The 25,867-nt window shown below is 70.5% G+C and carries 26 protein-coding genes; 12 read left to right on the forward strand and 14 right to left on the reverse strand.

Annotation, left to right across the window (positions count from 1 at the left end; all coding sequences use genetic code 11):
• Window positions 1-102 precede the first annotated feature (102 nt).
• Entirely contained in the window at window positions 103-1,110 is a 1,008-nt protein-coding gene (locus TTY48_RS14685) for an oxygenase MpaB family protein (protein WP_220658188.1), read from the forward strand.
• Window positions 1,111-1,120: 10 nt separating this feature from the next.
• Here the strand turns inward: TTY48_RS14685 and TTY48_RS14690 are convergent, their stop codons facing one another.
• On the reverse strand, window positions 1,121-1,732 hold the full coding sequence (locus TTY48_RS14690; protein WP_220658189.1) for a TetR/AcrR family transcriptional regulator: 612 nt from the start codon (window positions 1,730-1,732) through the stop codon (window positions 1,121-1,123).
• Window positions 1,733-1,755: 23 nt separating this feature from the next.
• On the reverse strand, window positions 1,756-2,679 hold the full coding sequence (coaA, locus tag TTY48_RS14695; protein WP_220658190.1) for a type I pantothenate kinase: 924 nt from the start codon (window positions 2,677-2,679) through the stop codon (window positions 1,756-1,758).
• Between the two features lie 87 nt (window positions 2,680-2,766).
• Between coaA and TTY48_RS14700 the strand changes: the two genes are divergently transcribed.
• The 7 genes from TTY48_RS14700 to TTY48_RS14730 all read left to right on the forward strand — a co-directional run bounded on the left by TTY48_RS14700 (window position 2,767) and on the right by TTY48_RS14730 (window position 11,302).
• Window positions 2,767-3,996, forward strand: coding sequence for a DUF885 domain-containing protein (locus TTY48_RS14700; RefSeq protein ID WP_220658191.1), 1,230 nt, complete (start codon window positions 2,767-2,769; stop codon window positions 3,994-3,996).
• A gap of 30 nt (window positions 3,997-4,026) precedes the next feature.
• Window positions 4,027-5,325: a serine hydroxymethyltransferase gene (gene glyA, locus TTY48_RS14705; RefSeq protein ID WP_220658192.1), complete on the forward strand. Its 1,299-nt coding sequence runs from the start codon at window positions 4,027-4,029 to the stop codon at window positions 5,323-5,325.
• Between the two features lie 74 nt (window positions 5,326-5,399).
• Window positions 5,400-6,230, forward strand: a complete 831-nt coding sequence (locus tag TTY48_RS14710) for an acyl-ACP desaturase (RefSeq protein WP_220658193.1) — start codon at window positions 5,400-5,402, stop codon at window positions 6,228-6,230.
• 198 nt (window positions 6,231-6,428) lie between these two features.
• The gene (locus TTY48_RS14715) at window positions 6,429-7,793 is read left to right on the forward strand and encodes a PhoH family protein (protein WP_255585684.1); all 1,365 of its coding nucleotides are present in this window, start codon (window positions 6,429-6,431) and stop codon (window positions 7,791-7,793) included.
• A gap of 63 nt (window positions 7,794-7,856) precedes the next feature.
• A complete protein-coding gene (locus TTY48_RS14720; protein WP_220658195.1) occupies window positions 7,857-8,204 on the forward strand; it encodes a PadR family transcriptional regulator in 348 nt (115 codons plus the stop codon).
• Window positions 8,201-9,529, forward strand: a complete 1,329-nt coding sequence (locus TTY48_RS14725) for a permease prefix domain 1-containing protein (RefSeq protein ID WP_220658196.1) — start codon at window positions 8,201-8,203, stop codon at window positions 9,527-9,529. Before TTY48_RS14720 ends, TTY48_RS14725 begins: the two co-directional genes overlap by 4 nt.
• Window positions 9,530-9,607: 78 nt before the next feature.
• Window positions 9,608-11,302, forward strand: a complete 1,695-nt coding sequence (locus tag TTY48_RS14730) for a fumarate hydratase (RefSeq protein ID WP_220658197.1) — start codon at window positions 9,608-9,610, stop codon at window positions 11,300-11,302.
• Window positions 11,303-11,310: 8 nt separating this feature from the next.
• Here TTY48_RS14730 and TTY48_RS14735 read toward each other — a convergent pair whose 3' ends face one another.
• Both TTY48_RS14735 and TTY48_RS14740 read right to left on the reverse strand, forming a co-directional pair.
• Window positions 11,311-11,907 carry a bifunctional 2-polyprenyl-6-hydroxyphenol methylase/3-demethylubiquinol 3-O-methyltransferase UbiG gene (locus tag TTY48_RS14735; RefSeq protein WP_220658198.1) on the reverse strand — a complete coding sequence of 199 codons (597 nt, stop codon included), beginning with the start codon at window positions 11,905-11,907 and terminating at the stop codon, window positions 11,311-11,313.
• A 79-nt stretch (window positions 11,908-11,986) separates the two neighbouring features.
• On the reverse strand, window positions 11,987-12,643 hold the full coding sequence (locus TTY48_RS14740; protein ID WP_220658199.1) for a hypothetical protein: 657 nt from the start codon (window positions 12,641-12,643) through the stop codon (window positions 11,987-11,989).
• 158 nt (window positions 12,644-12,801) lie between these two features.
• Between TTY48_RS14740 and TTY48_RS14745 the strand changes: the two genes are divergently transcribed.
• Entirely contained in the window at window positions 12,802-13,350 is a 549-nt protein-coding gene (locus TTY48_RS14745) for an NPCBM/NEW2 domain-containing protein (protein ID WP_220658200.1), read from the forward strand.
• Between the two features lie 6 nt (window positions 13,351-13,356).
• Here TTY48_RS14745 and TTY48_RS14750 read toward each other — a convergent pair whose 3' ends face one another.
• Complete coding sequence (locus TTY48_RS14750) at window positions 13,357-14,775, reverse strand: class II fumarate hydratase (RefSeq protein ID WP_220658201.1); 1,419 nt, start codon at window positions 14,773-14,775, stop codon at window positions 13,357-13,359.
• Window positions 14,776-14,841: 66 nt separating this feature from the next.
• On the reverse strand, window positions 14,842-15,864 hold the full coding sequence (gene glpX / locus TTY48_RS14755; RefSeq protein WP_220658202.1) for a class II fructose-bisphosphatase: 1,023 nt from the start codon (window positions 15,862-15,864) through the stop codon (window positions 14,842-14,844).
• Between the two features lie 121 nt (window positions 15,865-15,985).
• On the opposite strand from glpX, the gene TTY48_RS14760 reads away from it, so the two are divergent.
• Window positions 15,986-16,603 (forward strand): DUF4245 domain-containing protein, encoded by a 618-nt coding sequence (locus tag TTY48_RS14760; RefSeq protein WP_220658203.1) that lies wholly within the window; start codon window positions 15,986-15,988, stop codon window positions 16,601-16,603.
• Here TTY48_RS14760 and TTY48_RS14765 read toward each other — a convergent pair whose 3' ends face one another.
• The 3 genes from TTY48_RS14765 to TTY48_RS14775 are packed head-to-tail and all read right to left on the reverse strand — an operon-like array spanning window position 16,604 to window position 18,752.
• A complete protein-coding gene (locus TTY48_RS14765; RefSeq protein WP_220658204.1) occupies window positions 16,604-16,816 on the reverse strand; it encodes an exodeoxyribonuclease VII small subunit in 213 nt (70 codons plus the stop codon).
• On the reverse strand, window positions 16,813-18,117 hold the full coding sequence (gene xseA / locus TTY48_RS14770; protein ID WP_220658205.1) for an exodeoxyribonuclease VII large subunit: 1,305 nt from the start codon (window positions 18,115-18,117) through the stop codon (window positions 16,813-16,815). The genes TTY48_RS14765 and xseA overlap by 4 nt, the downstream gene beginning before the upstream one ends.
• Window positions 18,114-18,752, reverse strand: coding sequence for a lipid droplet-associated protein (locus TTY48_RS14775; RefSeq protein WP_220658206.1), 639 nt, complete (start codon window positions 18,750-18,752; stop codon window positions 18,114-18,116). Before TTY48_RS14775 ends, xseA begins: the two co-directional genes overlap by 4 nt.
• A 60-nt stretch (window positions 18,753-18,812) precedes the next feature.
• Between TTY48_RS14775 and TTY48_RS14780 the strand changes: the two genes are divergently transcribed.
• Together TTY48_RS14780 and TTY48_RS14785 are read left to right on the forward strand one after the other, a co-directional pair.
• Entirely contained in the window at window positions 18,813-19,763 is a 951-nt protein-coding gene (locus TTY48_RS14780; protein WP_220658207.1) for a 4-hydroxy-3-methylbut-2-enyl diphosphate reductase, read from the forward strand.
• A 40-nt stretch (window positions 19,764-19,803) separates the two neighbouring features.
• Window positions 19,804-19,965 carry a DivIVA domain-containing protein gene (locus tag TTY48_RS14785; RefSeq protein ID WP_220658208.1) on the forward strand — a complete coding sequence of 54 codons (162 nt, stop codon included), beginning with the start codon at window positions 19,804-19,806 and terminating at the stop codon, window positions 19,963-19,965.
• Window positions 19,966-19,986: 21 nt separating this feature from the next.
• Here the strand turns inward: TTY48_RS14785 and TTY48_RS14790 are convergent, their stop codons facing one another.
• The 5 genes from TTY48_RS14790 to TTY48_RS14810 form a co-directional block, all read right to left on the reverse strand.
• The gene (locus TTY48_RS14790; RefSeq protein ID WP_220658209.1) at window positions 19,987-21,408 is read right to left on the reverse strand and encodes a DUF6542 domain-containing protein; all 1,422 of its coding nucleotides are present in this window, start codon (window positions 21,406-21,408) and stop codon (window positions 19,987-19,989) included.
• Window positions 21,409-21,475: 67 nt separating this feature from the next.
• On the reverse strand, window positions 21,476-22,564 hold the full coding sequence (locus TTY48_RS14795) for a DNA recombination protein RmuC (protein WP_220658210.1): 1,089 nt from the start codon (window positions 22,562-22,564) through the stop codon (window positions 21,476-21,478).
• A 36-nt stretch (window positions 22,565-22,600) separates the two neighbouring features.
• Window positions 22,601-23,842 (reverse strand): AI-2E family transporter, encoded by a 1,242-nt coding sequence (locus TTY48_RS14800; RefSeq protein ID WP_220658211.1) that lies wholly within the window; start codon window positions 23,840-23,842, stop codon window positions 22,601-22,603.
• The gene (locus TTY48_RS14805) at window positions 23,839-24,348 is read right to left on the reverse strand and encodes a methylated-DNA--[protein]-cysteine S-methyltransferase (protein ID WP_220658212.1); all 510 of its coding nucleotides are present in this window, start codon (window positions 24,346-24,348) and stop codon (window positions 23,839-23,841) included. Before TTY48_RS14805 ends, TTY48_RS14800 begins: the two co-directional genes overlap by 4 nt.
• Window positions 24,345-25,796 (reverse strand): Ada metal-binding domain-containing protein, encoded by a 1,452-nt coding sequence (locus TTY48_RS14810; RefSeq protein WP_220658594.1) that lies wholly within the window; start codon window positions 25,794-25,796, stop codon window positions 24,345-24,347. Before TTY48_RS14810 ends, TTY48_RS14805 begins: the two co-directional genes overlap by 4 nt.
• Window positions 25,797-25,867: the final 71 nt, after the last annotated feature.

The following is a 25,867-nucleotide window of genomic DNA, read 5'->3' on the forward strand; positions in this document are numbered from 1 at the left end:
CGCCCATGTGAGTGGATTCGAGAAATTTCTATCAATCGTCATGGTGATGCGCGCCACGCGCTGTTACGATTCATGTATCAGTCGTAACACCGAGGAGGCGGCATGACCCAGCTGGCGGAACCCGAGAGCCGGACCGAGACCGTTCGTGCGCCGGAGCGCTACGGGCCGCGATCGCAGTTCATCGACCCGCTGGGGATGAGCGGCACCGTCGCCGGCCAGTGGGCGTTCCTGCCGATCAACGGCGCGGCGTTCGTGATGCAGCTGATGCATCCCGTGATCGGCGACATCGTGGGGGAGTTCAGCGTCGCGTACACCGACCCGGTGGGTCGCGCGATCCGGTCGATGGATTCGGTGCAGCGCTGGTACTTCGGCGAGGACGCCGCCGTCGAGGAGGGTTACCGGCTCCGGGCGCAGCATCAGCCGCTGCAGATGCGCAACGCCGAGGGGAAGCACATCAGCGCGCTCAATCCGGAGGCCTACGGCTGGGTGATCGCCACCGGAACGGTCACGGGCATCGATTCCCTGCCGCGCAGCCTCGGCCGCCCACTCACCGATGCCGATGTCCTGGAGATCTTCGACGACTCCCGCAAGATCGCCGCGATCGTCCAGGTGCCGGACGGTGCCGTCCCCTGGGAGCCGGACGCCTTCGACCGCTACTACGAGGACATGCTCACGAAGCTGGTCGCGCACCCCGGCGCGCTGCAGTTCCTCGACGACTTCGCCCACGGCAACCCGCCGCTGCCGCCGGAGGCGGGCCCGTTCCTCCGTGCGATCGAGCCGGTGCTCAAGCCGATCGGCGTCTCGGTCAACCGCGCGGTCTACCTGCTCACCGTCGGGGTACTGCGGCCCGAGGTCCGTGAGATCCTCGGCGTGGGGTGGACACGCCGCGAGGAGTATCTCTACCGAGCGGTGACCGCGGCGATCCGCCAGGCGTACAAGGTGATTCCCGAGCGGGTGGGCTACACGCCGCTGGCGTACTACGCCCGCGGGAAGGCGCGTGCCCTGCGTGCCATGAAGCAGCGGGACCTGCCGGACTTCACCGCGTTCCAGCGCGAGCGCACCCCGGAGCAGCGCGCGAAGTCGCCCTCCGCCGGTTGCCCCTTCGGCTGACGCTCGGGGCTCACCGCGCCAGGGGGACGAGGGCCGTGCGCGCGTAGGCGCGTGCGGCCTCCTCGTCGCCCAGGTCGAACGGTGCGGGCTCGATCGCGAAGCAGGCGGTGGTGATCCGCACCAGTGCGTCGGCGCGGATCTCGGTGCCGCCCTCGGGAACCGCGCCGGACTCCTGCTCCTGCACCATGATCGCGGTCACGAAGCGGATGCCGTGGCCCACCAGATCGAGCCGCTCGTCGGCGAACAGCGCCGCCCGCTCCTCGGGGGAGGAATCGGGGAACAGGGTGCGCCCGAACCGGCAGCACAGCACGAACACCTCCTCGATCCGTTGCGCCACATCGGGAGTGGTGGCCACCACCTCGGCGGTCTGGACGAACAGGCGGCCCAACGACCAGGCGAGCGCCGCGGCCAGGATGTCGTCCTTGGAACCGAACCGGCGGAACAGGGTCATCCGGCTCATCCCCGATTCGGCGGCGATCGCATCCACCGTCACCTTGCGCGTACCGGCCGTGCCGAGCGCCCGGAGTGCGGCGCGGTAGACCTCGGCGTCGGCATCGCTGACATCGGAGTGCGTACCGGCGCGGAGCAGCAGTTCGGGCAGGGATGCGCCGGGACGGGTCATGACAGCTGATCGTAGGCGGGGGATCAGAGCTTGCGCAGGCGCACGCGATTGATCGAGTGGTCGGAGTCCTTGCGCAGCACCAGGGTGGCCCGCGGCCGGGTCGGCAGGATGTTCTGCACCAGGTTCGGCCGGTTGATGCCCGCCCAGATGCCCTCGGCGCGGTCGCGCGCCTCGGCATCGGACAGGTCGGCGTAGTGGTGGAAGTGCGACTGCGGATCCGCGAACGACGTGGTGCGCATCGACAGGAAGCGATCGACGTACCACCGCTCGATGTCCTCGATCCGCGCGTCCACGTACACCGAGAAGTCGAACAGGTCCGAGACCATCAGCCGCGGCCCGGTCTGCAGCACGTTGAGCCCCTCGACGATCAGGATGTCGGGGCGCCGCACGTGGATGAACTCGTTCGGCACGATGTCGTAGAGCTGATGCGAATACACCGGCGCCGTGACGTCCTCTGCGCCCGACTTCACCGCGGTCACGAACCGCAGCAGTGCACGGCGATCGTAGGACTCGGGAAATCCCTTGCGGTGCATGATGCCGCGGCGTTCCAGTTCGGCGGTGGGGTAGAGGAAGCCGTCCGTGGTCACCAGATCAACCCGCGGGTGCGAATCCCACCGCGCCAGCAGTGCCTGCAGCACACGGGCCGTGGTCGACTTGCCCACCGCCACCGAGCCCGCGACACCGATCACGAAGGGCACCTGGCCCTCGTGCCGCTGCTCCCCGAGGAAGGTGGCCGTGGCCGCGTACAGCCGCTGTCGCGCCGCCACCTGCAGATGGATCAGACGGGAGACGGGGAGGTAGACCTCGGCCACCTCCGCGAGGTCGATCTGCTCACCCAGGCCCCGCAGGTGCGACAGGTCCTCTTCGGTCAGCGACAGCGGCGTCGACTGCCGGAGTTCGCGCCACTGCGCGCGGTCCAACTCGATGTAGGGGCTGGCTTCGCTCACGAGACGACTCCGTGGCGCGCCGGGGCTGACATGTTCTCAGTCTGGCACGCGCGCTCGGCCCCGTCCGCACGGCAGTATCCTGCGGGCATGCGCGAGCTCACCGTCACCGACCGCTACCTGCGCCTCGGCCTCCGTTTCGACCGGATCGAGGAGGGCTTCGTGGACGCCTACTTCGGCGATCCGAAGCACCGCCGGGCGGTGGCGCAGGAGGCGCCGCCCACCCCCGCCGAACTCGCCGCCGCGGCCCGCGATCTGCTGCGCGACATCGAGGCCGATACCGCGCTGGGCGAGCAGCGCCGTGAATTCCTGCGCGGTCACGTGGCCGCGCTGGCCTGCTCGGCCCGCAAGTTCGACGGTGCGCCGATCGGCTTCGTCGAGGAGGTACGGGCCTACTTCGACGTGGACATCGCCCCGCACGACACCGCCGACTACGAGGCCGCCCACGCCCGCCTCGACGAACTGCTGCCCGGCCCGGGGTCGCTGTCCGAGCGGATGGCCGAGCAGCGTGCCCGGTTCCTCGTCCCGAAGGACCGGGTGCCCGAGGTGGTCGACGCGCTCGCGGGTGCCCTGCGCGATGTGGTGCGCGCGCGGTACCCGCTGCCCGAGGCGGAGACCGTGTCCTTCGAGATCGAACACGACAAGCCCTGGTCCGGATTCAACTACTACCTGGGCGATTACGCCTCGCGGGTGGCCGTGAACGGCGATCTGCCGCAGTACCTGTCGTCCTTGCCGCACCTCATCGCGCACGAGGCCTACCCCGGCCACCACACCGAGCACTGCCGCAAGGAAGACCTGCTCGTGCACGGCCAGAACCAGCCCGAGCAGACGATCTTCCTCGTCAACACCCCGCAGTGCCTCATGGCCGAGGGCCTGGCCGACCACGCGCTCGGCGCCGCGATCGGCCCGGGCTGGGGCCGCTGGGCGCAGGAGATCTACGCCGACCTCGGGCTCGCCTTCGACGGTGAGCTGGCCGAGGCGATCTCCGTGGCCTCCGCCGGGCTGCTGCACGTGCGACAGGACGCCGCCCTGCTGCTGCACGACCGCGGCGGCACCGACGACGAGGTGATCGCCTACCTGCGGCGCTGGGGCCTGGCCACGGAGACCTCGGCGCGGCAGTCGCTGCGCTTCCTCAGCTCCCCGCTGTGGCGCGCCTACATCAGCACCTACGTCGAGGGCTACGCGCTGCTCGGCTCCTGGCTCGACCTCGCCGAACCGGGTCCGGCCCGGCTGGACCGCTTCGGGCGCCTGCTCGACGAGCCGCTCACCCCGTCGGCCCTGCGTCGCGAGCTCGCCGCCGTAGCACCGGCCGCCGGGTGACGGGCGTCATGGGCCGCTTAGGATGAGCTCATGAGCGATTCCAGCGTGAACTCCGCGTCCCTCGCCGAACTCGACCCCGAGGTCGCCGCCGCCATGAACGGCGAGCTCGCGCGCCAGCGGGACACGCTGGAAATGATCGCCTCGGAGAATTTCGTGCCGCGCGCCGTGCTCCAGGCCCAGGGCTCCGTGCTCACCAACAAGTACGCCGAGGGCTACCCCGGCCGCCGCTACTACGGCGGTTGCGAGTACGTCGATGTGGTGGAGGACCTCGCCCGCAACCGCGCCAAGGAGCTGTTCGGCGCCGAGTTCGCCAACGTCCAGCCGCACTCCGGCGCGCAGGCCAACGCGGCCGTGCTGCAGGCCCTCATGGAGCCGGGCGAAACCCTCATGGGCCTCGACCTCGCGCACGGCGGCCACCTCACGCACGGCATGCGCCTGAACTTCTCCGGCAAGCTCTACGAGAACGTCTTCTACGGCGTCTCCAAGGAGGACCACCGGGTCGACATGGACGAGGTGCGCAAGATCGCCCTCGACTCCAGGCCCAAGGTGATCGTGGCCGGTTGGTCCGCGTACCCGCGCCAGCTCGACTTCGCCGCCTTCCGGTCCATCGCCGACGAGGTGGGCGCCCACCTGTGGGTGGACATGGCGCACTTCGCCGGCCTCGTCGCCGCGGGCCTGCACCCCAGCCCCGTCCCGCACGCCGACGTCGTCAGCTCCACCGTGCACAAGACCCTCGGCGGCCCCCGCTCCGGCATCATCCTGGCGAAGCAGGAGTGGGCCAAGAAGCTCAACTCCGCCGTCTTCCCCGGTCAGCAGGGCGGCCCGCTCATGCACGTGATCGCCGCCAAGGCCGTCGCCCTCAAGGTGGCCGCCACCGAGGAGTTCCGCGAGAAGCAGCAGCGCACGCTCGACGGTGCCAAGATCCTCGCGGACCGCCTCAACGGCAAGGACGTGGCCGACGCCGGCATCACCGTGCTCACCGGCGGCACCGATGTGCACCTGGTGCTCGTGGACCTCCGCAACAGCGACCTCGACGGCCAGCAGGCCGAGGATCTGCTGCACGAGGTGGGCATCACCGTGAACCGCAACGCCGTGCCCTTCGACCCGCGCCCGCCGATGGTCACCTCCGGCCTGCGGATCGGCACCGCCGCGCTGGCGAGCCGCGGCTTCGGTGCCGCGGAGTTCACCGAGGTGGCCGACATCATCGGTACGGCACTCGCCCTGGGCAAGTCGGCCGATCTGTCCGCGCTGCGCGCCCGCGTCTCGGCGCTCGCGCTCGAGGTGCCGCTGTACGAGGGCCTGGAGGACTGGGGCCTGCTCTCGCGCTGAACCCGGGTTTCGGGTACCCGTAGGGCCCTACCTGGGATTTGAAGGCCGGGTAGCGGCTGCTCTACAGTGTCCGGGTGACTTCCACCACCTCCGAGGACGACCTGACTCTCGCCATCGACAAGGCGCTGCCGGACATCCGTGCCGCCTACGTCGAGGCGGGTGACGCATGGCAGCCCCACGATTACGTTCCGTGGGACGACGGTCGCAACTACGCCTTCCTCGGCGGCGAGGACTTCGCTCCGGCGGACGTGAAGGTGCACCCGGTCGTGGCTCACGGCCTGGTCCTGGGTCTGCTGACGAAGGATCACCTGCCGTCGTTCCACCGGCTGCTGGCGCAGCACCACCTCATCGATTCCGACTGGGGCAAGTTCGTCGGCCACTGGACCGCCGAGGAGAACCGCCACGCCATCGCGCTGCGCGATCACGTGGTGGTCAGCCGCACGTTCGACGTCGAGCAGCTGGAGGCCTGGCGCCTGGAGGCCGTGACCCGCGGCTACCGGCAGTACGAGGGCACCCGTGACGAACTCCACGTGGCCGAGCAGATCGCCATGGTGATGACGCACGAGGCGCTGTCCGCCGACTACTTCGACCGGCTCGCCGATTTCGCCGAGAAGGCCGAGGGCACGCCGGCCGGGCTCGTGACCACGCTGCGCAAGATCGCCGCCGACGATCGGGTGCAGCTGCAGTACTGGGTCGAGCTGTTCACCGTGGCCCTGGACGTCAACGAGGGCCACGCCAAGGACGCCCTGCTGGGCCAGGCGCGCGTCGTCTCGGCCATCGGCGCCGAGACCGCCGAGGGCCTGGACGAGTCGCGCCGCATCGTGGTGGACGCCGAGATCGCGACCGCCGAGCGCGACCGTGAGCTGATCAACGTGCTGCTCGCGCGCTGGGGTCTGGCCCTGTAGTACCGCCGTAACGAACTGTTCACGAACGCGCCGCGCAGCCTCCGAGCCGCGTGGCGCGTTCGGCGTTAGTTTGGCGGTGACGGATTGCGGGGAAGCATTTCGTCCCGGGAGGTTCCAACCGTGACTGGTTCACCAGTTCTCACGAGAGGGCCGGCCCCGGTCCTCGTCCTCGCGGCGTAGCAGACCTACGCAGCGACGATGTTTGGAACCGGCCGGCCGCAGCTACACGCTTGCGTGGGCGCCGCGCAGGCTAGGAGCGTCACCGTGACCACCACTCGGACCTACGTTCTCGACACCTCCGTCCTGCTGTCCGATCCCTGGGCCATCACCCGATTCGCTGAGCACGATGTAGTGCTCCCGCTCGTGGTGATCAGCGAACTCGAGGGCAAGCGCCACCACGCCGAGCTCGGCTGGTTCGCCCGCGAATCGCTGCGCATGCTCGACGATATGAGGCTCGAGCACGGCCGCCTCGACCAGCCGATCCCCACCCCGGGCGGCGGCACCGTGCAGGTGGAGCTCAATCACATCGACCCGTCCGTGTTGCCGGTGGGTTTCCGCACCGGGACCAACGACGCCCGCATCCTGGCCTGCGCCCTGAACCTGCGCGCCGAGGGCAAGAACGTGACGCTGGTGTCGAAGGACATCCCGCTGCGCGTCAAGGCCGGCGCCGTGGGCCTGACCGCCGATGAGTACCGCGCTCAGGACGTGGTGACCTCCGGGTGGACCGGTATGGAGGAACTCGAGGTGGCGTCGCAGGACATCGACGCCCTGTTCGCGAACGGTGTGATCGATCACGACGCCGCGCGGGAACTGCCCTGCAACACCGGAGTCCGGCTGCTGGGCGGCACCTCCAGCGCGCTCGGCCGGGTGACCGCGGACAAGCAGCTGCAGCTGGTGCGCGGCGATCGCGAGGCCTTCGGCCTGCACGGCCGCAGCGCCGAACAGCGTGTGGCCCTGGATCTGTTGCTCGACGAGTCCGTGGGCATCGTCTCCCTCGGCGGTAAGGCGGGCACCGGTAAGTCGGCGCTCGCCCTGTGCGCGGGCCTGGAAGCGGTGCTGGAGAAGCGGACTCAGCGCAAGGTGGTGGTCTTCCGGCCGCTGTACGCCGTGGGCGGCCAGGACCTGGGCTATCTCCCGGGCACCGAGAACGAGAAGATGGGGCCGTGGGCGCAGGCCGTCTTCGACACCCTCGATGGGCTCGCCTCGCCCGAGGTGATGGACGAGGTGATGTCGCGCGGGATGCTGGAAGTACTGCCGCTCACGCACATTCGCGGCCGGTCGCTGCACGACTCCTTCGTGATCGTCGACGAGGCGCAGTCGCTGGAGCGCAACGTGCTGCTCACGGTGCTCTCGCGGCTGGGCGCGGGCTCGCGGGTGGTGCTGACCCACGATGTGGCGCAGCGCGACAACCTGCGCGTCGGCCGGCACGACGGCGTGGCCGCGGTGATCGAGAAGCTCAAGGGGCACCCGCTGTTCGCGCACGTCACGCTCACCCGCTCCGAGCGTTCGCCGATCGCGGCGCTGGTCACCGAGATGCTGGAGGAGTTCGCCCCCGGCGCCTGACCGTTGCCGTACCTAGAACCACAAGGTATACCTGTACCTAGTGGTTCTAGGTATGGAGGTCGCGTGCACATCGATAAGGATCTGGTCGCCGCATCGGCGACCCCGCTGGTGCTGAGCATCCTCAGCCGTGGCGACAGCTACGGGTACGCGATCCTCACCCGCGTCCGCGAGCTGTCCGGCGGTCGACTGGAATGGTCCGACGGCATGCTCTACCCGCTGCTGCACCGGCTCGAACGGCTCGGCCACGTGGAATCCCGCTGGGAGATCGCCGACACCGGCCGCAAACGCAAGCACTACGCCATCACGCCCGCCGGGAGCGAGGCGCTCGCGGACCGTCGGGACCAGTGGCGGGTGGTCAGCGCGGCCCTGGACGGCATCTGGTCCGACGGTGCGCTCCCGGGGCCGGCATGACGGGCCCGGTGGACGCCCAGATCCGGCAGTGGCGCGGCTACCTCGAGGGTCGGCGCCGTCTGCGCGCCGACGAGGTGGACGAGCTCGAATCACATCTGCGGGATCAGATCTCGGACCTCGAGGCGCGCGGGCTCGACGGTGAGGAGTCCTTCCTCGTGGCGGTCAAGCGGATGGGGGCCGCCGATGCCGTGGCGCATGAGTTCGCCCGCGAACACTCCGACCGGCTGTGGAAGCAACTCGTGCTGGGCAGCGCCGACAAGGATTCCGGCCGCCCCGCCGAACTACCGGTGGTCCTCGCGCTCGGCGCCGGAGCCGGACTGTCCTTGCTCGCGGTGCTGTGGCTGCTGGGCGATGCGGCGCCCAGGTTCGCGGCCTTCGCCGTCGCGCCGTTCCTGGTGGCCTACTTCGCGTTCAAGCGCGCGATGGACGTCCGGGCGGCCGCAGCGGTGATCGGCGCCTTCGCGGTGGTCGCGGCGCTGATCGCGGTGTACCCCTTCCGGTCGGGCGGGTCCACCGAGGTCCTCACCGTGCTGGCCACCCCGGTGGTGCTCTGGTTCGGGGTGGGGGTGGCCTACACGGGTGGCGCGTGGCGATCCGCGCCCCGGCGCATGGACTTCGTGCGGTTCACCGGCGAATTCGTCATCTACTTCCTGCTGATCGCCCTGGGCGGCGGTGCGATCACCGCCCTCACGATCAACGCGCTGGGCGCCGTGGGCCTGAATGCCGAATCCGTGATCACCGAGTGGGTCCTGCCGGTGTGCATCGGCGGCGCCGTCCTGGTGGCGGCCTGGCTGGTGGAGGCGAAGCAGGAGGTGATCGAGAACATCGCCCCCGTGTTGACCCGGATCTTCACCCCGATCACGCTCGTGATGCTGATCGTGGTGCTGGGCGCCTTCGCCTCGCGCCCCGGCCTGGTGGGCGCCGATCGCGATCTCCTGGTTCTGATGACCGCGGTGCTGGTGCTGGTCGTCGGCCTACTGCTGTACGCCGTCTCGGCCCGCGATCCTCGGCGCCGCCCCGATGTCTTCGACCGGCTGCAGGTGGCGCTCGTGGTCGCCGCGATCGCCGTGGACCTGGTGGTGCTGGTCGCGATGATCACCCGCACCGCCGAATTCGGCTCGTCGCCGAACAAGGCCGCGGCACTGGGACTGAACCTGGTGCTGCTGGTGATCCTCGCCGGGGCCGCAGTCCTGGGCGCCGGGTTCGTGCGGGGCCGCAGGGAGTTCGCGGAGATCGAGCGCTGGCAGACCGGCACGCTCCCGGCCTACGCCGCGTGGGCGGCGATCGTCGCCCTGGTCTTCCCGCCCGTCTTCGGATTCGTCTAGCGCACCGTCGGGCGTGGTCGCCGCAGGTAGGGCAGCCTAAGCCGCGCCGTCGATATCTCGAGGAATACCCTCGGAAGGGTGACTTCGTCCAGCCCCGAATTCATCTATTCCGACCTGCTCCCCATCGGTCCTGATTCGACGCCGTACCGGCTCATCTCGACCGAGGGCGTCTCGACCTTCGAGGTCGACGGGCAGAAGTTCCTCAAGGTGGCACCCGAGGCACTGCAGCAGCTGACCGCGGAGGCGATGCACGACATCAGCCACTACCTGCGGCCCGCTCACCTGCAGCAGCTGCGCAAGATCATCGACGATCCCGAGGCCTCGGGCAACGACCGCTTCGTGGCACTCGACCTGCTCAAGAACGTCAACATCTCCGCCGGCGGCGTGCTGCCGATGTGCCAGGACACCGGCACCGCCATCGTGATGGGCAAGAAGTCCGAGGGCGTGCTCACCGGGGTCGAGGACGGCGAGTGGATCTCCCGCGGCGTCTACGACGCGTACACCAAGCTCAACCTGCGGTACTCGCAGAACGCGCCGATCACCATGTACGAGGAGAAGAACACCGGCACCAACCTGCCGGCTCAGGTGGAGATCTACGCCACCGAGCAGGGCCCGAAGGGGCCGGAGTACAAGTTCCTGTTCATGGCCAAGGGCGGTGGCTCCGCCAACAAGTCCTTCCTGTTCCAGGAGACGAAGGCGATCCTCAACCCGGACCGCATCCTCACGTTCCTCGACGAGAAGATCCGCTCGCTGGGCACCGCGGCCTGCCCGCCATACCACCTGGCGATCGTGATCGGCGGCACGTCGGCCGAGTTCGCTTTGAAGACGGCGAAGTACGCCTCGGCGCACTACCTGGACGAGCTGCCCGAGACCGGTTCGATGGCGGCGCACGGCTTCCGGGACAAGGAACTGGAGGAGAAGGTCTTCGAGCTCACCCAGTCCTTCGGCATCGGCGCGCAGTTCGGCGGCAAGTACTTCTGCCACGATGTGCGCGTGGTGCGGCTGCCGCGGCACGGCGCCTCGCTGCCCGTGGCGATCGCGGTGTCCTGCTCGGCGGACCGTCAGGCCCTCGGCAAGATCACCGCCGACGGCGTCTTCCTGGAGCAGCTGGAGACCGATCCGGCGCAGTACATGCCGGACGCCGGTGTCGCGGAGGACATCGAGGGCGGCGCGGTCGTGGAGATCGACCTGAACCGGCCGATGCCCGAGATCCTCGCCGAGCTGTCGAAGTACCCGGTGAAGACCAGGCTCTCGCTGACCGGCCCGCTGGTCGTGGCGCGCGATATCGCGCACGCCAAGATCAAGGAGCGGCTCGACGCGGGCGAGGAGATGCCGCAGTACCTCAAGGACCACCCGGTGTACTACGCCGGCCCGGCGAAGACGCCCGAGGGCATGGCGTCCGGCTCCTTCGGCCCCACCACCGCGGGCCGGATGGACAGCTACGTCGATCAGTTCCAGGCCGCCGGCGGCTCGATGGTGATGCTGGCCAAGGGGAACCGCTCGAAGCAGGTCACCCAGGCGTGCGATAGCCACGGCGGGTTCTACCTCGGCTCCATCGGCGGCCCCGCCGCCCGGCTGGCGCTCGACTGCATCAAGAGCCAGGAGATCATCGAGTACCCCGAGCTCGGCATGGAAGCGGTGTGGAAGATCGAGGTCGAGAACTTCCCGGCCTTCATCGTGGTCGACGACAAGGGCAACGACTTCTTCACCGATCCCTCGGGTGAGGTGTCGATCCCGCTCAGCGGCATCCGGGTCCGCTCGAAGGAACGGTAGTCCCAGGCTCAGGCCGGGCGGAGGATGGTGACGGCGAAGTCCGCGCCGTCGTGCCAGGGCTTGATGTCCCAGGTGGCCAGGCGCAGATCCGTGCGCAGGCCGGCGTCGGCGGCGTAGCGGTCCAGCTGCTGCGGGCTCAGTCCGCGGTCGGTGTGGAAGCCGATCACGGCGAAGCCCTCGGGCTTCAGGTGCTTCCGGAAGTTCCGCAGCACAGCGGTTTCCGTTCCCTCCGCCACGAAGACGAGCACGTTGCCTGCGCACACGATGGCGTCGAAGGGCTCGGCCTCACCTTGCGCGGGCAGATCGAGCGCCGACAGATCCTCGACGATCCAGTGCGGGCCCGGGTGGTCGGCCTGCGCGGCCGCGATGAGCTTCGGGTCCACATCGACGCCGACCACGTCGTGGCCCACCGAGTGCAGGTAACCGCCGACCCTGCCGGGCCCGCAGCCGGCGTCCAGGATGCGTGAGCCGCGACCGACCATCGCGTCCACGAACCGGCCCTCGCCGGACAGGTCCGCGCCCTCGCGGGCCATCGAGCGGAACCGCTCGATGTACCACTCGCTGTGCCCGTCCTTCGTGTCGGTGAACCATCGCGGAGTGCTCATGGACTCGAACCTACCCGTGGAGCCGAAACGAGCGCCGGGCCGCGGATGCTCTCCGGCCCGGCGCTCGACGGTGCGGCGACTACTCGCCGTGCAGGACCTCGATGGCCTTCTTCTCGATATCGGTGTCGGTGGCGGCACTGAGGTCGATGTAGCCGGAGCCGGCGAGGTGCTCGGCCACCTGGGGGTGGTGGCTGCGCAGCCGCTCGATGAACTCGGCGCCGATGTCCGACTTGCCGCCGCCGTGGCCGAGCACCACGAAGGACTGCTCATCCTCGGCGAGGGTCGCGGCGATCTTGTCGAAGTAGGTGACCAGCACCTGCTCGTCGTCGTTGCCGGTCTTGCGCTCCACGGCGCGCATCCGGCGGGCCCGCGGGTCGCTGTTGCGCAGGTCCTTCTCCTCCTTGGAGGTGCGAGCGGAGTCGAGGTCGTAGTCGATCAGCCGCGCCCGCTTGGTGTCGATTGCCACCACCAGCAGCGTTCCCGCATCGGAGGTCTCCTGGGTGGCACGCAGCAGCGGCCGGGCGCGCTCGATGTCGTCGATGGACACGACGTCGTTGTGAGGACGGTGGAACAACACGCGCTCGTTGTTGATGTGGACCACCAGACGATCGCCCTTCTCGTACTCCACGCTGTCCGCGACGTCGTCCCAGACGTGGACGAAGTCCTTCCACTTGAGCTGGCGCGGCGCCGGGTTGGAGAGGATCTTGGCGATGGTCTTACGAGTATGCGCGTTCACGGTCACCCTTCGATCGATTGTTTGCGATCCAACCTAGCGGGTCGGGGCGGATCGGGCGACCTACGACCTATCGGCGTACTTCGGCGGCGCGGGTCGAGGCGCCGCGCACCGTCGGCACGCGCACTAGGCTGTTCGGCGTGAAAAGAGGAAGGCCGCTCATGCCGATCGCGTGCGCCCTGGCGCTCGCCGTCGCCGGGTGCGGTTCGCAGTCCTCGGCGAGCGACGGCGCGCACCGGACGGAGCACGGATCGAGCGCCGTGGCCGCTCCTGCGTCCGCAGAGCGCGCGACGCCCACCGGGACGCCGCTGTACGCGCGGCTCTCGTCCGCGAACGCCGGCGGCGACACGGGGCGCGCCCTCACCGCCGTCCTGGGCGGCGCCACCTACCCCGGTGCGACCGGCATATGGGTGGGCTGCGAGGGCACCGCGTCCGCCGCGATCTACCGCCTCGCAGGCGAATTCAGCACGCTCACCGGCACTCTCGGCCTGCAACCGCACACCCCGGAGGAGCTGCAGGTGCGGATCGAGATCCTGGTAGACGGCCAATCGCGATTCGCACAGACACTGGACCGTGACGATCAGCCCGCGGCATTGGCGATACCCCTCGCCGGAGCCGCCTCGCTGACCGTCTCGGCTCTGGCCACCGACGGCAGATGCACTCCGGCCGGCACCCCGTACGGGGCGATCGGGGCGGCATCGCTCACCTGACCGGCGTCAGCGCTTGCGGTCGACGTTCGCCATCTTCAGCACGTCCAGCCGGCTGTCGAGCTCCTCGATGGAGAGCTTGTCGCCGATCAAGCCGCGGTCGATCACCGTCTGGCGAATCGTCTTGCCCTCCTTGAGCGCCTGCTTCGCGACGGCGGCCGCCTCCTCGTAGCCGATGGCGGAGTTCAGCGGCGTCACGATCGACGGCGACGATTCGGCCAGGGTGCGCAGCCGCTCCTCGTGCGCCTGCAGGCCGGCGATGCACTTGTCCGCGAACAGGACCGAGACATTGGTCAGCAGCTTCACCGACTCCAGCACATTGCGCGCCATCATCGGGATGTACACGTTGAGCTCGAAGGCGCCGTTACCGCCGCCCCACGCCACCGCCGCGTCGTTGCCGATCACCTGCGCGGCGACCTGCGTCACCGCCTCGGGCAGAACGGGATTCACCTTGCCGGGCATGATCGAGCTACCGGGCTGCAAATCGGGCAGCGCGATCTCGCCGAGGCCGGTGAGCGGGCCGGAACCCATCCAGCGCACATCGTTGGCGATCTTGGTCAGCGAGATCGCCACCGTGCGCAGCGCCCCCGACAGCTCCACCAGGCCGTCGCGCGCCGCCTGCGCCTCGAAATTGTCCTTGGCCAGGGTGATCTCCTCGACCTCGGTCAGCTTCACCAACTCGGCGACCACCTTGCTGCCGAAGTAGTCCGGAGCGTTGAGGCCGGTGCCCACCGCCGTGCCGCCGATCGGCACCTCACCGACCCGGGGGAGGGTGGCGCGCACCCGCTCGATCCCGGCCTCGACCTGCCGCGCGTAGCCGCCGAACTCCTGGCCCAGCGTGACCGGTACCGCGTCCATCAGGTGCGTGCGGCCCGATTTGACCACGGTGCGCCACTGCTCGGCCTTCGCGGCGAGCGCGGCGTGCAGGTGCTCCAGCGCCGGGACGAGCGAGGTGACCGCGGCCTCCGTCGCCGCCACGTGGGTGGCGGTGGGGAAGGTGTCGTTGCTGCTCTGCGACATGTTCACATCGTCGTTCGGGTGCACCTGCACCCCCTTCGCCGCCGCGATCGAGGCGATCACCTCGTTGGCGTTCATGTTGGAGCTGGTGCCCGAGCCGGTCTGGAAGACGTCGATCGGGAACTGATCGTCGTGCTCGCCGTCGGCGATCTCCTGCGCGGCCGCGATGATGGCCTCGGCCTTCTCCGGGGCCAGCAGTCCGAGGTCCTTGTTGACCTGCGCACACGCCGCCTTCAGCAGCCCCATGGCGCGGATCTGCGCGCGCTCCAGCGGCCGGAAACTGATCGGGAAGTTCTCCACCGCGCGCTGCGTCTGCGCGCGCCACAGGGCGGCCGCGGGCACCCGCACCTCACCCATGGTGTCGTGTTCGATCCGGTACTCGCCCTGCGGCGAACCATCATTCTTAGCCATACCTAAGACAGTAACCCCGGCGCCGCGGCCGGGGTTACTGGATGTGTGCTACTTCTCGCGGCGCGGTCAGCTCTCGCCGAACATGGGGGCGTAGGTCTTGAGCTTGCCCAGGCGGTGCGTGGCGTCCACGATCCGGACGGTGCCCGACTTGCTGCGCATCACGATCGACTGCGTGGTGGCGCCGTCGGCGCGGTACTTCACGCCGCGCAGCAGATCGCCGTCGGTCACGCCGGTCGCGGCGAAGTAGACGTGGTCGCCGCGCACCAGATCGGTGGTGGTGAGCACCTCGGTCGGGTCGATGCCCAGATCCGCCAGGCGCTGCTTCTCCTCATCGGAGCTGGGCGCCAGGGTGCCCTGGAACTCGCCGCCCATACAGCGCAGCGCGGCCGCGGCGATGATGCCCTCGGGCGTGCCGCCGATGCCCACCAGGATGTCGGTCTTGGCCTCCGGGCGGGCCGCGGCGATCGCGCCGGCCACGTCACCGTCGGAGATGAGCCGCACGATGGCGCCGGTGGCCCGGATGTCGGCGATCAGCTGCTCGTGCCGGGGGCGGTCGAGCACTGTCAGTGTGACATCGGAGACCTTGATGCCCTTGGCCTTGGCCACCTTCGCGATGTTGTCGGCGATCGGGGCCTGGATGTCGATCACGCCGGCGGCCTCGGGGCCCACGGCGATCTTGTTCATGTAGAAGACGGCCGACGGGTCGTACATCGCGCCACGCTCGGCCACCGCGAGCACCGCGATCGACCCGGGCATGCCCTTGGCCATCAGGGTGGTGCCGTCCACCGGGTCCACGGCGACATCGGTCGACGGACCGAAGCCGTTGCCCACCTCTTCGCCGTTGTAGAGCATCGGGGCTTCGTCCTTCTCGCCCTCGCCGATCACCACGACGCCGCTCATCGACACCGTCGAGACCAACTGCCGCATCGCGTCCACGGCCGCGCCGTCGCCCGACTCCTTCTGGCCGCGACCCACCCAGCGTCCCGCGGCCAGCGCGCCCGCCTCGGTCACTCGCACCAGCTCCATCGCGAGATTTCGATCCGGCGCGATGGGGGTCGAGGTGGTGCCGTCGGCGTGCGTATCGGACATGCGGATCCCTTCGTCAGGTTGACGGTGACGCGCCCACGCGCCCCGGCTCGGGGCTGATTCTTCCATGCCCTGATCGATGCCGCCTCGACGGCCGATCCGGGCCTTCGGGATACTGGAGACCGTGGCACAGAAACCCCGTATCCTGCAGAGCCGTCGCGACCTGGTGCTCACCATGGTGCCCTTGATCGCGCTGTGCCTGCTCGCCGTGTTCGCCTCGCAGAACTTCCTGTTCGGTTTCGGTGCCGATCCGAAGGACGAGACGGTCGCGGCGATCGACCCCAAGCCGGTCTACGAACTGTCGGCCGCGAACCTCGGATTCCCCGTGCGGATGCCGGCGGGCGAGGGCGTCGCCAATGGGGTACCGGAGAGCTGGAAGGCCACCGCCACCCGCGATCAGCAGATCGCCGGCGGCACCGTTTTCACCGTGAATTACGTGACACCGGAGAAGAACTCGCTGCAGCTCTCGCAGTCCAACGCACCCGCCGACGCGGTGGTGGAATCGGTGTACGGCAGCAAGACCAAGCCCAGCGGCAGCATGCCCGTCGGGGGACGCACCTGGCAGGTGTACGGCCCCAACGACAAGGGCCGCAACGCATGGTCGCTCGACCTCGACGGCACCGTCCTCGTGCTCTACGGCGGCGCCACCGTGCCGCGGTTCACCGATCTCGCGAGCCTGGTCCAGGATCAGACGCCGCTGCCGCGCACCGCGGCACCGTCGCCCCTGCCCGGCCCGCGCTAGTCAGTCCGCCTCGCCGAGCGCCTTCTCGATGCGCTCGCGGGCGCCCGCGAGATGCTCCTCACAGCGCTTGGCCAGGGCCTCGCCGCGCTCCCACAGGTTCAGCGACTCGTCCAGGTCGAGTCCGCCCTGTTCGAGCATCCGCACCACCTCGGACAGCTCATCGCGGGCCTGCTCGTAGCCCAGCTCGGCTACGGGCGTCACATCGTCGCTCACTCGTCGGTCTCCTCGGTGTTCGTCGCCAGTCTCTCCACGCCCATCACGGCCGCCTTCGCGGCACCGTCGGGCAGCCGGACCCGCAGCTGGGTGCCGGGCGCGATCTCGTCGATGCCACGCACCACCGGGTTCTCCCCGTCGGGCGTCACCTTCTGCACGATCGCGTAGCCGCGCGCCATCGTCGCCGCCGGGCCCAGCGCCGTGAGCCGGGCCGCCAGGTGCCGCACACCGTCGGCCTCGCGGTCCAGCAGCCGGCGCACGTCCCGGCGCCCGTCCCGGCGCAGCCGGTCCACGTCGTCGGCGCGGTCGTCGACCAGGCGGTGCGGGTGCGCGAACGCGGGCCGGGAGCGGATCGCCTCCAGGGCGCGTACCTCGCGACCGACCCAACCGCGCAGGGCGGCCGCGGCACGATCGCGCAGCTCGGCGACCCGGTCCCGCTCGGCCAGCACGTCCGGGACCACCCGCTTGGCGGCGTCGGTGGGGGTGGCGGCCCGCACATCGGCGGCGAAATCGCACAGCGGATTGTCGGGCTCGTGCCCGATCGCGGAGACGATCGGCGTGCGTGCGGCGTGCACGGCGCGGCACAGGGCCTCGTCGGAGAAGGGGAGCAGATCCTCCACGCTGCCGCCGCCGCGGGCCAGGATGATCACGTCCACCTCGGGATCGGCGTCCAGCGCGCGCAGCGCGGTCAACAGCTGGGGCACCGCAGTGGGCCCCTGCACGGTGGAGTACTCGGCGCGGATCCGCACATCGGGCCACCGGCCCTCGGCGATCGACCGCACATCCCGTTCGGCGGCACTGGCCCGCGCCGTCACCAGTCCGACGGTGCGCGGCAGGAAGGGAAGCGGCCGCTTGAGCCGCGGATCGAACAGGCCCTCCGCGTGCAACAGCTGCCGCAACCGCTCGATCCGGGCCAGCAGCTCACCCACGCCCACGGCGCGGATCTCGGTGATCCGCAGCGACAGGCTGCCGCGCCCGGTCCAGTAGCTGAACTTGCCGCGCACGATCACCTGGGTGCCCTCGGTGAGCGGCACCTCGGACCGATCGAGCACCGCCGGAAGACAGGTGACCTGCAGCGAGACGTTCGCCGACGGATCGCGCAGCACCAGGAACGCAGTGCCGCCACCGCGCCGGTTGAGCTGCGTGATCTGGCCCTCGACCCACACCTCGCCGAGCCGGTCGATCCACTGCGCGACCTTCATCGAGACCACACGCACGGGCCAGGGCTGCTCCGCGGTCGATGCGCCGCCGCTCGCCGCGCCGAGCTGTGCCGTGTTCGGTTGGGCCGGGGGAGTCGTCACCGATTCAGGCGGTTCTCGAGCATCGTGAGGAACGGGGCCCGCGCCTTGTGCTCACGCTCGAAGGCCAGCAGCGCCGCCAGATCGTCGCTCGACAGGCTCGCGAGCCGGCCGCGCAGCTGCGCGAGGGTGAGCTCGGGGTAGTCGAGCCGGCGCACCGCATCGGGCAGGTCCAGGTCGGCGGTGTCCGGACCGGGTGCGGCCGCCGACGGCGCGGGGGAGCTGTAGAGCGCGTACCGTCCGGCGCCCGACGGTGCCGCCTCCGGCTGCTCCGGCTCCGGGGCGCTCGTCGCGGGCGCCTCCTCGGCCTTCTTCTCGGCCTTCTCCGCGCCGGGGCGCACCGTGCCGAAGGGCACGGCGGGCGCGGACGGGAGATCGACGTCGACGTCCTCGTCGTCGTCGAAGGTGGCCCATTCCGGCTGCTCCTCCTCCTTGGGAGGGAAGATCGTCTCCAGGGTGTGATCGCCGCGCACGGCGAGCTCGGCCAGGTCCTGCTGCATGCGGATGAACGCCTGCGCCGACATGCTGCCCAGCGTGATCGGCGCGCTCACGGCGCCCGATGCGATCTCCTGGCCCTTCTCGGCGGCCAGCGCCACGGCCCCGACCGCCACGCGGAGCACGAACGGTAAACGACTCATGCCCTACAGGGTGCCTCATCGGGGGTCTCATCACACCGCCAGGTGCCGTAGCCTGGAGACATGACTTCTGGCAAGCGCGTCCTGTTGGCCGAGCCGCGCGGCTACTGTGCCGGCGTCGATCGAGCGGTCGAGACGGTCGAGAAGGCCCTCGAGAAGCACGGCGCCCCGGTGTACGTGCGCAAGGAGATCGTGCACAACCGGCACGTCGTGGAGACGCTGCAGGACAAGGGCGTGATCTTCGTCGACGAGACCGACGAGGTGCCCGAGGGCTCGCTCCTGGTGTTCTCGGCGCACGGCGTCTCGCCGGCGGTCCACGAGGGCGCCGCGCAGCGCAGCCTGCGCACCATCGACGCCACCTGCCCGCTGGTCACCAAGGTGCACCAGGAGGCCAAGCGGTTCGCGCGCGATGACTTCGACATCCTGCTCATCGGCCACGAGGGGCACGAAGAGGTCGAGGGCACCGCGGGTGAGGCGCCGCAGCACGTGCAGCTCGTGGACGGTCCGGACGCGGTCGACAACGTCACCGTCCGCGACGAGGACAAGATCGTCTGGCTCTCGCAGACCACGCTCTCGGTGGACGAGACGATGGAGACGGTGCGCCGCCTCCGCGAAAAGTTCCCCAAGCTGCAGGATCCGCCCAGCGACGACATCTGCTACGCCACCCAGAACCGTCAGGTGGCGGTCAAGGCCATGGCTCCCGAGTGCGATCTGGTGATCGTGGTGGGCTCGCGGAACTCGTCGAACTCGGTGCGGCTGGTCGAGGTCGCGCTGCAGGCCGGCGCCCGCGCCGCACACCTGATCGACTTCGCCCGGGAGATCGATCCGGCGTGGTTGGACGGCGTGCAGACGGTGGGCATCACCTCGGGCGCCTCGGTGCCGGAGATCCTGGTCAAGGGCGTGGTCGAGTACCTCGCGGACGAGGGCTTCGGCCAGGTCGAGACGGTGACCACCGCCAACGAGACGCTGGTCTTCGCGCTGCCGCGCGAGCTGCGTCCGCGCGCCAAGGCCTGACCCGTATCCGCGATCGCGGACATGCAATATAGTTGATCGTATGAATCCTCTGACGCCGGACGAGGTCCGCGGGGTCGCCTTCAGCAAGCCGCCGATCGGAAAACGCGGCTACAACGAGGACCAGGTCGACGCTTTCCTCGATCGGGTCGAGGAGTCCCTCCGGGAGTTGCACGCGCGGCTCGCGCGCTACGAGGGCCGTTAGCGCCCCTCGTAGGCTCGGTCGTCAGTCCTTGTAGCGGTGCCGGCGGATCTGCCGCGGCACCGAACCCGACGAGCCGTCGTCCTCGAAATCGGCCCGGTAATCCGTCTCCACCGGCTTCTCGTCCTGCACCGGCCGGTACCGCGGCGCGCGGTAGTGCTCGTACTTCCCCGGCAGCGACGGCGCATCCTGACCGCGGCGACCCGGACGATCGGCGTCCCGCGACAGGCTCGGCAGATCGGGCTGGGCGGCGCGGCCACCGGACACCCGGGGCAGCGACGCGTAATCGTCGCGCGGGAGCCGGGGGCGTTCGCGCTCGGCGCGCGGCTTCGACGGCGGTTCGACATCGCGGGCCCGATCGAGATCGCGGGCCTCACGGCGGTAGTCGCGCGATTCCGGCCGGGGGATGGCGCGCCGAGGCCCGGACTGCGGCTCGCGGGCGGCGACCGCATCGCGACCGGCGTCACGGAACCGGGGCGGACGGGGCGCATCCCGCTGCACGCGGCGCGGCGCTTCCCGCGGCTCCCGCACATCACGCTCGCGCAGCGGATCCCTGCGGGCGACCAGCGGACCGTCGGTGAGCGGCCGCGGCCGGGGCTGACGCCCGGAATCGGTGCGGCGGTCCTCGGCGTCGGGACGAGCGACCGGGGGACGCGGCGGCAGCACGGAGTCGGGCCGCACCACACGGTTGCGCTGGGTGGACGGTGCCGCGGGCTCCTCGCGTCGCGGCGTCGCGCGCGGCGGCACCGGATCGACGGCGTCCCGGGCGGGACGGCGCGCGGAGCGCGGCGCCGACGAGGCGGCCCGCGACTGGTGGCGCTCGGTGCGGCCGGCGGTGCCACCGGGGGCGGCCAGCGCGGCCGCGGGAGCCGTCGCGGCGGCAGGCGTGCGGAACCGGGCGAACGCGGCGCGCAGCCGCTCACCCAGCGGCAGTCCGGTCGATTCGGGTGTGCGGTCGTCGCCGCGCTTGGCCGCGGTGCCCGTGGCGCCCGCCGCCTTCGCGCCGGCTTTGGCCGTGGTCCGTCCGGTACTCGGCTGGCTGCTGCGCTGCGCGGTCCGGGCGGCGGCGGTGAGGCGCCGGTACAGCACGAGCCGCGCCGCGCCGATGGCCACGACGACCACGGTGATCCAGAACATCCAGGGGAACAGCGAGACCAGCGGGAACATCACCTCGGTGAGGATCTTGCTGGTGCTGCGCGGTTCGGGCATCGCGAACCAGCGGTACGCGGGGATCGCAGTGGCGATCACCAGCGGCGGCTGGACCATCGCGGTGAACAGCGAGCGGTTGCGCACGGCGAGCACAGCGAGCACCGCGCCCACGGCGATCGACAGCACGCCGGCATTGCTTCCCGCGAACCGGTCGGACACGAGTGGTCCCACGGCGGTGAACGCGAGCAGGGTCAGGATCGCGCCCCACCAGGGCAGTCCGGGCACGGTTGCGAGCACGGACCGCTCGTCTACCGGTACCTGGGAGCGAGACGGGGGGAACTTCGACACAAGAGAACCGTACCGGCTACAGCTGTGAGATCCGAGAATGTGCACCGTGGGGAACCGCGCGCGGCGCAGCGTCGAGCCCCGGATGGTCGTCGCGCGCACCGTCGGGCATCGAGGCCAGGTCGGCCAGCCGCCGCGCGGTGACGCCCACCCGCGCGTTGTACGAGCCGACGGTGGTGTTGAAGGCGTCGACGGCCCTGGTCAGCGCGGATCCGAGCGACGAGAAGTGATTGTTGAGCACGTCGAGCCGTTCGCTGAGTTCGCGGCCCAGGGCGTGGATGCGTTCGGCGTCTTCACCGAGGGCGTGCTGCCGCCAGGCCAGGGCCACCGCGCGCAGCATTGCGATCAGGGTGGTGGGTGTGGCGAGCACCACATTGCGGTCCAGGGCGAATTCGAGCAGATCGGGGTCGGCCTGCAGTGCGGCGTCGAGGAAGGCCTCGGCAGGCACGAACATCACCACCAGCTCCGGTGAGCCGATGGCGTCCCAGTACCGCTTCCCCGACAACTGCACCACGTGCGAGCGGAACCGGCGGGCGTGATCGGCGAGCAGCGCGGGGTGCTCGGACGGCGGCGCCTCGAGCACCTGCAGGTAGGCGTCCAGCGGAACCTTCGCATCGACCACCAGGTCGCGGCCGCCCGCCAGGTGCACCACCAGGTCGGGACGCACCCGTTCCCCGCCCACGGCGCCGGCCACCTGGGTGGAGAAATCGCAGTGCCGGCTCAGCCCGGCGAGCTCCACGACCCGTTCGAGCTGCAGCTCGCCCCAGCGCCCGCGCACCGTGGAGGACTTCATCGCCGAGCGCAGGGTGGCGGTCTCGGCGCGCAGCGCCTCGCTGGTGCGGGCCACGGTGCCGATCTGCTCTCGCAGGCCGGCGAAGGCGGCGACGCGGCTGCGCTCGGCCACGGCGAACTCGTGGCCGAGCGCGTCGAGCGTCTGCCGGAGCGGGGCGAGCAGCACGCCCACCGGGCCCGCGAGCGCCTCGGGCGAGGCCGACGGGCCGCCCGCCCCCGGTGCGGTACGGGCCGGCAGGTAGCGGGCGAGGATCACTCCGGCGGCCAGGCCGACCAGCAGCGCGAGGATCGCGACGAGCAGGCAGGTGAGGTCCATGGCGCCAGCATGGCCGACCCGACTGACAAGTTCGGGTCAGTCCGCCTTGGCGGCGGGGCCGGCGGGGTCGAGGTCCGCGTCCGCGGCGGGCTCGGACAGTCGCAGCTTGGCGAGCATCCGGTCCTTGAAGCCCGGCTTCGCCGGCGCCTCGGGCTCCGGTGGCGGTGTCTCGCCGGTCTTGTCGTCCACCAGCTCGCCGAGGTAGCGGAACAGCACGGCGAGTGCGGCGGCCACCGGCACGGCGAGGAAGGCGCCGATGATGCCGAACTGGGTGCCGCCGAAGGCGATCGCCAGCAGCACCACCACGGGGTGCAGGTTCATCGACCGCGACTGCAGCATCGGGGAGAGCACGTTGCCCTCCAACTGCTGCACCGCGATCACCACGAGCAGCACCAGCAGCGCGGTGGTGAAGCCGTTGGTCACCAGCGCCACCACCACGGCCAGGGCGCCGGCCACGAAGGCACCGACGATCGGGATGAACCCGCCGAGGAAGGTGATCACCGCGAGGGCGTAGGCCAGCGGCACGTCGAGGATCACCAGGCCGAGGCCGATGAACACGGCGTCGATGAGGCTCACCAGTGCCTGCGTGCGGATGAACCCGCCGAGAGTGGTCCAGATGCGGCTGAGCAGCTCCACGAGGTGATCGCCGACCGGGGTGCCCGAGTGGCGGCGCATCCACGGCAGGAACTTGTCGCCGTCCTTGAGGAAGAAGAAGGTGAGCATCGCCACCATCACCACGGCCACCACCACGGAGCCCGCGGCGCTCACACCGGTGAAGACGCCCGAGGCGATCGACTCGGCGCTCGACTGCAGCTTCTGCGTGATGGAGGTGACGAACTTGCTGATCTGCTCGTCCTGCAGGTTCAGCGGCGGGCCCTGGACCCACTCCTGGATCTTGCGCACGCCGGCCACGGCGCTGTCGGCGATCTGCTGCGACTGGCTGGTGATCGACGGTGCGATCGCGCCGATGACCCCGCCCAGCAGGGCGAGCGCCAGCAGGAGCACCGTGGCGGTGGCCACCGCCGGTGGAAAGCCGCGGTCGCGCAGCCAGCGCACCGGCGGCCACAGCACGGTGCACAGCAGCACGGCCAGCATCACCGGGAGCAGGATCGACCAGAATTCGCCGATCACCCACACCACCACGTACAGCATCGCGGCCACCGCGACGATGCGGATGCTCCACGACGCCAGCCAGCGGCCCGCATCGCCGTACACCTCGCTGCGGGTCGGTTTGGCCGCCGATGGGGTGGGGGAGTCGCCCTCGCTGTTTTCGCTCACGCTGCGATCGTAAGTGCCTCGTGGCCGAGCAGCCATTCCTTGACGGTGAGTCCCCACCGGAATCCGCCGAGCGTGCCGTCGGTGCGCAGCACGCGGTGGCACGGGACGAACAGTGCGGCGGCGTTCCGGGCGCAGGCCATTCCGGCTGCTCGCACCGCTGCCGGGCGGCCGGACAGTTCGGCGTACTCGGTGTAGGTCACCGGCTCGCCGGGCTTCACGGTGCGCAGCACCTGCCACGCGTGATCGATGAATTCGCCCGACCGCTGCCGGACGGGGACGGCGTCGATCGCCGTCACATCGCCGGCGTGGAAGGCGCGCACGGCGGCGGTCACCGCGCCCAGCTCGCTCCGTGGTTCGACGGTGCGCGGGCGCAGCGAGGTGTGGATCAGCGGCACGAGGTCCGCGGTGTCGGCGGTCCATCCCGAGGCGAGCACGGCCCCGTCGGCGTCGACGACGGCGGTGAACGGCCCGACGGGGGTGTCGAGGGTGGTGCTGTAGGTGGTCATGGTGCCTTCCGGTCCGAGGTGGTCAGTGCGTGGTTCCACAGGTGCAGCGAGACGTAGCTGCCCCACGGGCTCCAGTGGTTCGCGGTGATGTCGAGGTCGAGCCCGGTGGCGCCCTTGGCGACCACCAGGTCGGAGGCGAGCAGGGTGTCGGGATCGGCCAGCAGGCGCATGGCCACGTAGTCGGCGGTCCACGGGCCGACGCCCTTGAGGCGGAGCAGGGCCTCGCGGGCGTCGGACCGGGTCATGCCGGGATGCAGCACGAGTCGGCCCTCGGCGAGCTCCGCGGCGGCGGAGCGGATCGCCGTGACCCGCGCCGCCGGACCGGTGAGCACCTCGCCGCCGCGGTCCGCGACCACGGCGGCGGCCGGGAAGGCGTGGGTCACGCGGGCCTCGGGATCGTCGACCTCCGCGCCGAGGGCCCGCACCAGCCGGGCCTGGTGCGTCGCGGCGGCGGCGATCGAGATCTGCTGCCCGATCATGGTGCGCAGCAGCAGTTCCGCGGGGTCGACGCACCCGAACAGGCGGATTCCGGGGGTGGCCCGGACGAGCGGGGCGAGGTGTGGATCCGCCGCGAGGGCGTCGTCGACGGCGATCGGATCGGCGTCGAGATCGAGGAGGTGCCGCAGCCGCGTGACCGCGACCGACAGGTCGCTCATCGCGGCCAGCGAGAGCGTCGCGCGGATGAATCCTTCTGTAACGGTGGACAGGTCGACGGTGGCGATCCCGTCACCGCCCGGCAGGCTGAGCACCCGGGTGAAGCGGTCACCGTCGAGGTGCTCGAGTCCGGTCACCGCGTGCGCGCCGAGGAACCACCGCACCCATCCGGTGGCGTACGGGCCGCGCAGCGCCAGTCGCAGGCTCAGGGTTCCGGTGGCCGACGGTGCGCCGCGGCCGGAGGAGCGCAGTTCCGACGGGGTGCGGGCGAAGACCTCGCGGATGGTGTCGTTGAACTGTCGGATCGAGGAGAACCCGGCGGCGAAGGCGATGTCGGAGAAGGGCATCGACGAGCTCTGGATGAGGATGCGAGCGGTGGTGGCGCGGTGCGCCCGGGCCAGTGCGAGCGGGCCGGCGCCGAGTTCGGCGGTGAGCACCCGGGTGAGCTGGCGGGGGCTGTAGCCGAGCCGTTCGGCGAGGCCGGGGACGCCCGCGCGGTCGACGGTGCCGTCGGAGATCAGGCGCATGGCGCGGGCCGCGAGATCGGATTCGAGGTTCCAGCGCGGCGAGCCGGGAACGGCGTCGGGCAGGCACCGCCGGCAGGCGCGGTAGCCCTCCGACTGCGCGGCGGCGGCGGTCAGGTGGAAGCTGACGTTCTCCCGTTTCGGCGTGGTCGCCGGACAGGACGGCCGGCAGTAGATGCCGGTGGTGGCGACGGCCGTGTAGAACTGGCCGTCGAACCGGGCGTCCCGGCCGGCGATCGCCCGGTAGCACCGGTCGAAGTCGAGGTGGATCGAGCTGGTGGTCACGGCTTCGACTCTGGCACCCCACCGGACCGTGCGCTAGCGGGTTTCGGACACCACCG

The organism is Tsukamurella sp. TY48, assembly GCF_019656655.1.
Lineage (GTDB): Bacteria > Actinomycetota > Actinomycetes > Mycobacteriales > Mycobacteriaceae > Tsukamurella > Tsukamurella strandjordii.